The organism is Cumulibacter manganitolerans (assembly GCF_009602465.1).
Classification (GTDB): Bacteria; Actinomycetota; Actinomycetes; order Mycobacteriales; family Antricoccaceae; genus Cumulibacter; species Cumulibacter manganitolerans.
The window spans coordinates 1-9,407 of record NZ_WBKP01000083.1 but is presented as its reverse complement, the minus strand read 5'-3'; the positions used below and the strand labels follow the sequence as shown (position 1 = coordinate 9,407).

General features: G+C 72.1%; 10 protein-coding genes. 7 read left to right on the top strand and 3 right to left on the bottom strand.

Annotated elements, in window-relative coordinates:
- The coding region (locus F8A92_RS17650; RefSeq protein ID WP_194291572.1) for an MFS transporter at window positions 1-1,520 on the bottom strand (1,520 nt) is incomplete at its 3' end.
- Window positions 1,521-1,601: 81 nt separating this feature from the next.
- Between F8A92_RS17650 and F8A92_RS17645 the strand changes: the two genes are divergently transcribed.
- On the top strand, window positions 1,602-2,606 hold the full coding sequence (locus tag F8A92_RS17645; RefSeq protein WP_153506491.1) for a DUF3027 domain-containing protein: 1,005 nt from the start codon (window positions 1,602-1,604) through the stop codon (window positions 2,604-2,606).
- Window positions 2,607-3,677, top strand: coding sequence for an SLC13 family permease (locus F8A92_RS17640; RefSeq protein WP_153506490.1), 1,071 nt, complete (start codon window positions 2,607-2,609; stop codon window positions 3,675-3,677).
- A gap of 4 nt (window positions 3,678-3,681) precedes the next feature.
- Here the strand turns inward: F8A92_RS17640 and F8A92_RS17635 are convergent, their stop codons facing one another.
- Window positions 3,682-3,900: a DUF2530 domain-containing protein gene (locus F8A92_RS17635; protein ID WP_153506489.1), complete on the bottom strand. Its 219-nt coding sequence runs from the start codon at window positions 3,898-3,900 to the stop codon at window positions 3,682-3,684.
- Between the two features lie 103 nt (window positions 3,901-4,003).
- Here F8A92_RS17635 and F8A92_RS17630 point away from each other — a divergent pair, with 103 nt between their 5' ends.
- Genes F8A92_RS17630 through F8A92_RS17610 form a run of 5 tightly spaced genes read left to right on the top strand, consistent with a single transcriptional unit; the run spans window position 4,004 to window position 8,952 of the window.
- A complete protein-coding gene (locus F8A92_RS17630) occupies window positions 4,004-5,527 on the top strand; it encodes an NCS2 family permease (protein ID WP_228389552.1) in 1,524 nt (507 codons plus the stop codon).
- 45 nt (window positions 5,528-5,572) lie between these two features.
- Complete coding sequence (locus tag F8A92_RS17625; RefSeq protein WP_228389551.1) at window positions 5,573-6,007, top strand: MarR family winged helix-turn-helix transcriptional regulator; 435 nt, start codon at window positions 5,573-5,575, stop codon at window positions 6,005-6,007.
- Entirely contained in the window at window positions 6,004-7,338 is a 1,335-nt protein-coding gene (locus F8A92_RS17620; RefSeq protein WP_194291571.1) for an MFS transporter, read from the top strand. The genes F8A92_RS17625 and F8A92_RS17620 overlap by 4 nt, the downstream gene beginning before the upstream one ends.
- On the top strand, window positions 7,335-8,162 hold the full coding sequence (locus tag F8A92_RS17615) for a thioesterase family protein (RefSeq protein ID WP_194291570.1): 828 nt from the start codon (window positions 7,335-7,337) through the stop codon (window positions 8,160-8,162). Before F8A92_RS17620 ends, F8A92_RS17615 begins: the two co-directional genes overlap by 4 nt.
- Window positions 8,143-8,952 (top strand): TrmH family RNA methyltransferase, encoded by an 810-nt coding sequence (locus tag F8A92_RS17610; RefSeq protein ID WP_153506487.1) that lies wholly within the window; start codon window positions 8,143-8,145, stop codon window positions 8,950-8,952. The genes F8A92_RS17615 and F8A92_RS17610 overlap by 20 nt, the downstream gene beginning before the upstream one ends.
- 16 nt (window positions 8,953-8,968) lie before the next feature.
- On the opposite strand, the gene F8A92_RS17605 is transcribed toward F8A92_RS17610, so the two are convergent.
- Window positions 8,969-9,407 (bottom strand): OmpA family protein (locus F8A92_RS17605; RefSeq protein ID WP_153506486.1); only part of this gene is annotated, 439 nt, incomplete at its 5' end.

The following is a 9,407-nucleotide window of genomic DNA, read 5'->3' as shown; positions in this document are numbered from 1 at the left end:
CGCCGGAGCCGGGCCGGCAGCGCCGCCGAGATCCGCCGGCCGGAGGGCTCGCGCGGCGCCAGGCCGGGCTTGCGGGGGCCCTCCTGCTGCGCGCGCTGCCGCCCGTACAGGATCAGGCCGAAGGCGACGGTGAGGATGACGGCGCTGACCGTCCACCCGATCCAGAAGGTCCCGGCCGTCGTCGGCAGCAGGATGCCGAGGGTGCCGCCGGCCACCCACGCGAGCTGCAGCACGGTCTCGCTGCGGCTGAACGCCGAGGACCGGTAGGCGTCGGGGATCTCGCGCTGGATGATGGCGTCCAGCGCGATCTTGCCGAGCGCGGAGGCCACCGCCGCGATCAGCGCCACGATGATGGAGATCGCGATGCCGGGGGTGATGGCGGCGAGGATGCAGCAGCCCACGGCGATCCCGCTGGCGACCAGCACGACGTTGTCGGGGGAGTGCCCGGCGAACCGGGTGCCGATGGAGGTGCCGGCCACCGAGCCCACGCCGGCGGCGGCGCCGAGCACCCCGAGGGTCGCCAGGGCTCCGAACCCCTGCATGGTCGCCTGGATGTAGAAGACGAGGAAGAAGGACAGGAAGCCGCCGAGGAACTTCTGCACGCTGCTCGAGCGCAGCGCCGTGACCACGTGCGTGCCGAGCATCAGCCGCACTGCCGAACGCCCCTCGGCGCGGCGCGAGCTCATCGACACCTTGCCCTCGCCCTCGTCGGTGTCCACGTGCTGCGGCAGGCGCAGCGACACCCAGCCGCCGGCGAGGAACACCAGCGCGGACACGATCAGCTCGATCGTGAAGCCCAGGGTCGGCGCGGCGACCGCCCCGGGCGTGGTGCTCTGCTCGATCGGCTCCAGCGAGTTGAACAGCTTGATGATGCCCGCGCCGACGGCGCCGAGGATGCCGGCGCCAACCATCCCGAAGACGTTCATCCGGGAGTTGGCGGTGACCAGCGGCATGCCTTCGGGCAGCACGCGGGGCACGACCGCCGCCCGCAGCACGGTGTACGCGCGGGAGAACACCAGCAGCAGCAGCGCGCAGATGTACAGCAGCACCGTCGAGCCGGTGTGCACCGCGAGCAGGTAGCACAGCACCGCGCGCAGCCCGAAGGTCGCGGCCAGCGCGACCCGCCGGCCGCGGTCGATGCGGTCCAGCAACGGACCGATGACCGGTGCGATGACCGCGAACGGTGCCACAGTGACCAGCAGGTACAGCGCGACGTTGCCGCGCTGCTGCTCGCCGGGCGCCGCGAAGAACAGCGTCGCCGCCAGGTACACCGACACCAGGGCGTCGGCCCCCATGCTCAGGCAGTTGGACCAGATCAGGGTGCGCAGTCCCGACTTGTCCGCGCCGTCGGCCCGCGAGACGTCGTCGATGCGCTTGGCGGTGTTGCGGGTGAACGTGCGGGTGGCATCGACCAGCCGGGTGCCGCGCCCGGTGGTGCTGGTCGAGGCCGGGGGCGAGGGTGGGGCGGCCGCGGACCGTCGCCGGTCGTCACCGGCGGGAGGGAATCCGGGCAGGGTCATGGCATCCATCTTCCCCCAACAGCCGGACGATGTACGGGCACCCCGACGTGCCCTGCCACCGCGGTGAGAGACAATGGCCTGATGCAGACCGCGATTCCGCCGGCTCCCACGCAGCAGGAGCCCATCGACGAGATCCTCGCCGCCGCTGCCGAGCAGGCGCGCGCCGCGCTGCTCGAGGACGTCCCCGAGCGGCAGGTGGGTGAGCACCTCGGCGTCGCGGGCGAGCCGAGCGGGTTCGGCTTGGCCGCGACCCACCGGTTCCGGGCCCAGCTGCCCGGGTATGTCGGGTGGTACTGGGCGGTCAGCATCGCGCGTGCCCCGGACAGCTCCACGCCGACGACGAGCGAGGTCGTGCTGCTGCCCGGCGACGGCTCGATCAAGTCCAAGCCCTGGGTGCCGTGGGCGAAGCGGCTGCGCCCGGACGACCTGCACCCGGGCGACGTCGTCCCCTCGGACCCCGCCGACGAGCGGCTCGTCCCGGGCTACGTCCAGAGCGACGACCCGCAGGTGGAGGCCGTCTCCTGGGAGCTCGGTCTAGGCCGGGAGCGGGTGCTGTCCCGCGAGGGCCGCCTGGACACCGCCGCCCGCTGGCGCAACGGCGCCACCAGCGGGCACACCGCGATGGCCCGGCACGCCCCGGCGCATTGCGGCACGTGCGGCTTCTACCTGCCGCTCGCCGGCTCGATGCAGGGGCTGTTCGGAGCCTGCGCAAACGAGATGTCGCCGGCGGACGGCCAGGTGGTGTCCGCCGACTTCGGCTGCGGCGCGCACTCCGACGCGACCGCCAAGATGGACGTCGACCTGGCGACGCGCGGCGCGCTGATCTACGACACCGTGTCGGTGGACCGCGCCCGCCTCACCCGCGGCCCCAGTGAGCTGTCGCCCGAGCGGCGTGCGCGAGCCCGGCTCACCCTCGCCGCGGTGCTCGCCGACGCGACCAACCGGGGCCGGCGGGCCGCGCCGGCGTCCACGGCGCTGAGCGCCGGCCAGGTGGTCGCCGCCGTCCGCGCGGCCTTCGCGCTGCGCGAGCGCACCCACCCGGACGACCGCAAGGCCGCTCCGCGGCTCTCGCGAACCAAGCGGTAGGTGTCCGCCGCGGTCCTGGCGCTGCTCGGCCGCGTCTGGCCGGTGCTGCTGTTCCTGGCGCTGATCGCCGTCGTCGCCGAGCTGCTCGATGTGGCCGGTGGCTTCCGGGTGGCCGCCGCCGCGATCTCGCGGTGGGGCGGTGGCCGCACCGCGGTGCTCTTCGCCTGGTACTGCGCGCTGTGCGCGGTCGTGACGATCCTGCTGAGCATCGACACCACGGCCGTGCTGCTCACGCCCGTCGGCATCGCGCTCGCGCGCCGGTTGCGCCTCGAGCCGCTGCCGTTCGCGTTCGCCGCGCTCTGGCTGGCGAACACGGCCAGCCTGCTGCTGCCCATCTCCAACCTGACGAACCTGCTGGCGGTGCACGGGCCGCGGATCTCCGGGCGCCAGCTGACCCAGCTGGCCGCGCTGCCGCAGCTGGTGCTGATCGTGGTCACCGGGCTCGTGCTCGCCGTGCTGTTCCGGGGACATCTCACGGGGGGCTACGCACATCCCGAGGAGGGCGAGCGGGAGGATCCCTGGCTGCTGGCCGTCTGCGTGCTGGCGGTCGGATGCATCGGCGTCGCGATCGTCGCGGGCCTGACGGCGTGGATGGCGGCGCTCGCCGCCCTGCTGGTGCTGCTGGGCGCCCTCGGGGTGCGCGACCGGGCCCGGCTGGTCGCCGCGCGGCTGCACACGGCGGTGCCGGTGCGCGCCATCGGCCTCGCCCTGGGGCTCTTCCTGGTCGTCGGGCTGGCCGCCGCGTACCTGACCGGCGCCGGCGGGCCGCTGCACGGCACGGTGCTGTCGACCGGGGCGCTGGTGGTGATCGGCGCCGCCGGCGCGAACCTGGTCAACAACCTGCCGGCGTACCTCTTCCTCGAGCCGCTCGCGGGGGACGCGCACGGCGTCCTCGGCCTGCTGGTCGGCGTCAACGCCGGTGCGCTGCTGACGCCGTGGGGATCGCTGGCCACCGTGCTGTGGCTGCAGATCTGCCGGCGCCGCCTGGTCGCGGTCTCGACCCGTCGCGTCCTGGTCTACGGCCTGGTCCTGGTGCCGGCGGTGCTGCTCGCGGTTCTCGCCGTCCTCTAGCGCGTCACGGGGCCTTCTGCCAGCGCATCACCAGGTGGCCGAGGACGCCGAGCGCGGCTCCGAGCACGGCGGTCCACAGCCACCGGCCGCCGTCGGCCGCCCGCCATGCCGGTACCAGCGCGATGACGACGGCCGCCACCGCGAACAGCAGCGTGCCGACGGTGACCACGCGGCGGGTGTCGACCTGCTCGGGTGGCGGAGCGGGACGGAGGTTCTTCGGCACCACCCCAGCCTAGTGGTGGCATCTGTCACGAATGCCCGCGCGGGTTTGTGGGCCGGTCCGGCGCTCCGGTAACTTCTCTGACCTACACTTCACGCCGCGAGGCGTGCCCGAGGAATGGCGAGCGCTGCAGATGGCCGAGAGCAACCGCACCGACGAGTCCACGACCGCCGGCGAGCGGCCCGGCGTCGAGGTCATCGCGGCACAGCCGCGCAACGGGTTCGACCGGTACTTCGAGATCACCCGGCGCGGGTCCACCCTGGGCCGGGAGATCCGCGGCGGACTGACGACGTTCTTCACGATGGCCTACATCATCGTGCTGAACCCGATCATCCTGACCGGCGTGGCCGACGTGACCGGCGCGAAGCTGCCGTTCGCGGCGGTCGCCTCGACGACGGCCCTCGTCGCCGGCGTGATGACCATCCTGATGGGTGTCGTCGGCAAGTTCCCGCTCGCGCTCGCGGCCGGTCTGGGCATCAACGCGCAGGTCGCGGCGCTCGCCCAGTTCCAGCTGCCGTGGCCGCAGATCATGGGTCTGGTGGTCCTGGAGGGCGTCCTGGTCACGCTGCTCGTCGTCACCGGCTTCCGCCGCGCCGTCTTCGAGGCGATCCCGCACCAGCTGAAGATCGCCATCTCGGTCGGGATCGGGCTGTTCCTGACCTTCATCGGCCTGAAGGACGCCGGGTTCACCCAGCCGCACGAGTCCGGCGCGCCGGTGCTCATGGGCCAGTTCGGCGAGCTGAAGGGCTGGCCGGTCCTGGTCTTCTCCCTCGGCGTCCTGCTGATGGCCGTGCTGTACGTGAAGCGGGTCCGCGGCTCCATCCTCATCGCGATCGTCTCGATGACGGTGATCGCGATCATCATCGAGAAGGTCGCCAAGGTCGGGCCGTTCATCGGCGCGGACGGCAAGATGGCCAACCCCACCGGCTGGCAGCTGAACGTGCCGTCGCTGCCCGAGCGGGTGGTCGACACCCCGGACCTGTCGATCATCGGGCAGGTGGACCTGTTCGGCGCCTTCAAGATGTCGGCCGTCGGCGCGATCCTGATCATCTTCACCCTCATGCTGGCCGACTTCTTCGACACGATGGGCACCGTCGTCGCCGTCGCGTCCGAGGCCGACCTGCTCGAGGACGGGCGGACGGTGGAGAACCTCGACCGGATCCTGTTCGTCGATTCCATCTCGGCCGTCGCCGGCGGCGCGGCGAGCGTGTCCTCGAACACCACGTACATCGAGTCGACGTCCGGCGTCGCGGACGGCGCCCGGACCGGGCTCGCGTCCGTCGTGACCGGCGTGCTGTTCCTGATCGCCATGTTCTTCGCCCCGGTGGTCAACATCGTGCCGAGCGAGGCGGCCGCGCCGGCCCTGATCGTCGTGGGCGCGCTGATGATCATGCAGGTCAAGGAGCTCAGCCTGACCGACTTCACCGAGGTCGTGCCGATCTTCCTGACCATCGCGCTCATGCCGTTCACCTACTCGATCACCAACGGCATCGGTGCCGGCATGATCACGTGGGTGCTGCTGCACGTCGTCACCGGCAAGGCCAAGCAGATCCACTGGCTGATGTGGGTGATCTCGGGGCTGTTCGTCATCTACTTCGCGATCGACCCGTTCCGCCAGCTGTTCCTGTAGCCGGCGCTGGCCGCACGACAAACTACTTTGCTAGTCTAAGTAGTTGTGAGCACCTCTCAGCCCGCGGACACCAGCAACGTCGCGAGTGTCCTTCGCGTCGCCACCACCCGCACCATGCGTCAGCTGCGGGCGGTCGGTGCCCGGCGGATCACCCTCACCCAGCTCTCGGCGATGGCCAGCATCAAGGCGGCCGGTGAGCTGACCCTCGGCGAGCTCGCGGCCCGCGAGCGGGTGCAGCCGCCGTCGATGACGCGGGTCATCACCACCCTGCACGACCACGGGCTGGTCGACCGCAAGACCGACCCGAGCGACGGCCGCCAGGTGCTGGTGCAGCTCACCGACAAGGGCCGTCAGATCCTCGAGGACGAGGCGCGCACCCGCGAGGCGTGGCTCGCCGACCAGATCCGCGACCTCACCGAGCAGGAGAAGCAGACGCTCGTCGAGGCGAGCGAGATCCTCATGAGGCTGATTGGCGAGTGACGGACGCGGACGATGCCCCTCGCGCCTCCGGCGTCTTCCGCTCGCTGCGTCACCGTAACTTCCGGCTGTACGCCACGGGTTCGATCCTCTCGAACGTCGGTACCTGGATGCAGCGCATCGCCCAGGACTGGCTGGTGCTGCAACTCACCGGCCAGGACCCGGTAGCGCTCGGTACCGTCACGTTCCTGCAGTTCGTGCCCACCCTGCTGCTCGGCATGGTCGGCGGCGTGCTCGCCGACCGGATGGACAAGCGCGACGTCCTGCGGATCACCCAGTCGGTGGTCGCGTTCTCCGCCGCCGTCCTCGGCGTGCTGATCATGACCGACCTGGTGGCGGTGTGGCAGGTCTATGCCCTCGCCCTCGCCCTCGGCGTCGCCAACGCGATCGAGGCGCCGTCCCGGACGTCGATCGCCAGCGAGCTCGTGCCGCCGGAGGACCTGGTCAACGCCGTCGGCCTGAACTCCTCGTCCTTCAACGCCGCGCGGTTGGTCGGCCCGGCGCTCTCCGGCGTGCTGATCGGCTGGATCGGCACCGGGCCGGTGTTCCTGATCAACGCCCTGAGCAGCGTGTGGATCATCGTGCTGCTGAGCATGATCGACCGCTCGCGGATGTACGACGTACACCGGGCGGGCCGGCAGCCGGGACAGATCCGGGAGGCGCTGCGGTACGTGCGCGGGCGCCAGGACCTCACGCTGATCATCGCGCTGGCCACCTGCTGCTCGCTGTTCGGCCTGAACCTGCAGGTGCTCATCCCGCTGGTCTCCACGCACATCTTCCACCAGGGCGCCGCCCAGTACGGGCTGCTGGCCTCGGCGCTCGCCCTCGGCACCCTCACCGGCGCGCTGCTGTCGGCCAACCGCAAGTCGCGTCCGCGGCTGCGCGGGCTGGTCGGCTCGGCGCTGCTGTTCGGGCTCGCCGAGGTCGCGATCGCCTGGGTCGACGTCTACTGGCTCTTCGCGGTGCTGCTGGTGCCGGTCGGCGTCGTCAGCCTCTACTTCCTGATCTCCGCCAACTCCGCCGTGCAGCTCTCGGTCGACTCCGCCACCCGCGGCCGGGTGATGGCGCTGTACTTCGTCGCGCTCATGGGGACCGGCGCGTTCGGCGCTCCGCTGGTCGGCTGGATGACGGACCTGTGGGGCATCCAGGTCGCGCTCGCGCTGTGCGGCGCGCTGACCGCGCTGTCCGCGGTGTGCATCGGCGGCATCCTGATCCATCGGCTCGGTGGCCTGCGGGTGCAGACGCACCTGCACTCCCGACCCCATCTGAGCGTGCGGATCGGGGACGAGACAATGATCCCCTACCGGCGCGAGCCACTGGAGGAGATCACGTGACCTATCGGCTGGACCAGGCCCTCGCATTCGAGAAGCTCAACGAGCGCGTGCTGCACCGCGAGTCGTGCGACCCGGCGTGGAACATCGGTGGGAAGTTCATCAACGGCGGCTACCTGCAAGGCGCCACCGCCGCGGCGACCAGCGCGGTGGTCGGTCCCGATCTCGATCACCTCGCGGTGTCGACGATCTTCGCCGCCCAGGTCACGCCGGGGGCGTTCGACGTCGAGGTCGACGTGACGCGCGTCGGACGCCGGATCAGCGCGGCCACCGCGCGCATCGTGCAGGACGGCGAGACCCGGGTGAGCTCGCTGGTCACGCTCGGCGAGCTGCCCTGCGGGCTCGAGGACACCTTCGTCGAGCAGCAGTATCCCGACGTCGCCGGGTTCGACGAGTGCCCCGAGGTCTGGGGCACCGGCAAGCAGCCGCCGGCCGCCGAGGTCGTCGACATGCGCTTCGTGCCCGGCTTCGGGCCGCGGCGCGCGGACGACCCCGCCAACGAGCTCTACTGCTGGGTGCGGTTCCGCGACGGCCGGCCGCTGGACACCCTCGCGCTGGTGACGCTCTCGGACATCGCGCCGCCCGTGTCGTTCGCCCAGGGCCGCTACGGGTGGGCGCCCACGCTGCAGATGCAGGTCACCTCGTACTGCAAGCCGGCCGGCGACACCGTGCTGATGCGGATCTACGGCTCGCCGTACGGCGCGGCGCCGTACGCGTGCGAGGACGTCGACCTGTGGGACACCGAGGGCCGGCTCGTCGCGCGCGGCCGCCAGATCGCGATGCCGCCGCGCCCGCGGTCGACCGACGATGGCAAGTCCGGTCACTAGCACGCCCGTCGGCTCCGCCGACGATCCGCGCCTCGACGACTTCCGGGACCTGACGAACGCCGACCGCCGACCCGACCGACCGGGCGGGCGCGGCCTGGTCATCGCCGAGGGGGTCCCGGTGGTCGAGCGGCTGATCGCCTCCCCCTACCCGGTGCGCGCCGTCATGGGGGTCGCCTCCAGGATCGCGGCCCTGGAAGGGAAGTGCGACGCGCCGATGTACGTCGTGCCCGTTGAGGTGATGGACGCCGTCGTGGGCTTCCACCTGAACCGCGGCGTCCTGGCCTGCGCGGACCGCGCGCCCATGCCGAGCCTCGCGGAGCTCACGGCGACCGCGTCTCGGCTGCTCGTGCTCGAGGGGGTCGGCGACCACGAGAACCTCGGGTCGCTGTTCCGGAACGCGGCCGCCTTCGGGATCGACGGTGTCGTCCTCGGGCCGCGCTGCTCGGACCCGCTGTACCGGCGAGCGGTCCGGGTGTCGATGGGCAACGTCCTGCGCGTGCCGTTCTGCGCGGTGGACGCCGCGTCGTGGCCGGGCGCCCTGCACGAGCTGCGCGCGATCGGCTACCAGGTGCTCGCGATGACGCCCGCCCCGCCTGCGGTACGGCTCTCGTCGCTCGATCCGGAACTGCCGCGGGTCGCCGTCCTCGTCGGCGCGGAGGGCCTGGGGCTCACTGCGGCGGCAATGGCCGCCGCGTCCCGGAACGTGCGCATCCCGATGGCCGACGGCGTCGACTCGCTCAACGTCGCGACCGCCGCCGCGATCGCGCTCGCGCACTTCGCCGATCGCTGAGCCGACCGCGGACGCGTCAGATGACCGGCGCGGTCACGAAGACGTCGGCGCGCCGGAGGCTCGGCCACGTCGCCTGCGCGCCGGGCAGCTCCGTCGTCGTGCCGATGGTGATCCGCACCCCCGACAGCAGCGTGGCCAGCCGGTCCCGCACCGCCCCCGCCCGGTTGGCGGCGAGCGTCGCGTTGTGCGCCGCCGACCCCTCCGGCGAGGCGTACCCGTTGACGGTCAGCGCGGTGACCCGCGCCGACTGCGCGTGCGCGGCGAACAGCTGCAGCTTCGCCAGCTGCCCCGATCCCACCCCCTCGTTCGTCGTGTCGACCAGCGCAGGGCTGTCGTAGTTGAAGTAGATCGTCAACGGGTTCCCGGCGCTGGAGCCGGGGAACGGCGCCGGCCCGGGAGCGGGTTGCTGCGCCGGGGCGCCGGCGGCCGGCAGGTACGTCGCCGCGGCCGGGGCG

Excerpts from the sequence above, each read along its gene's own strand:
- F8A92_RS17645 (WP_153506491.1), top strand. The coding sequence starts at position 1,602 with ATGCAGACCGCGATTCCGCCGGCTCCCACGCAGCAGGAGCCCATCGAC.
- F8A92_RS17610 (WP_153506487.1), top strand. The coding sequence starts at position 8,143 with ATGGCAAGTCCGGTCACTAGCACGCCCGTCGGCTCCGCCGACGATCCG.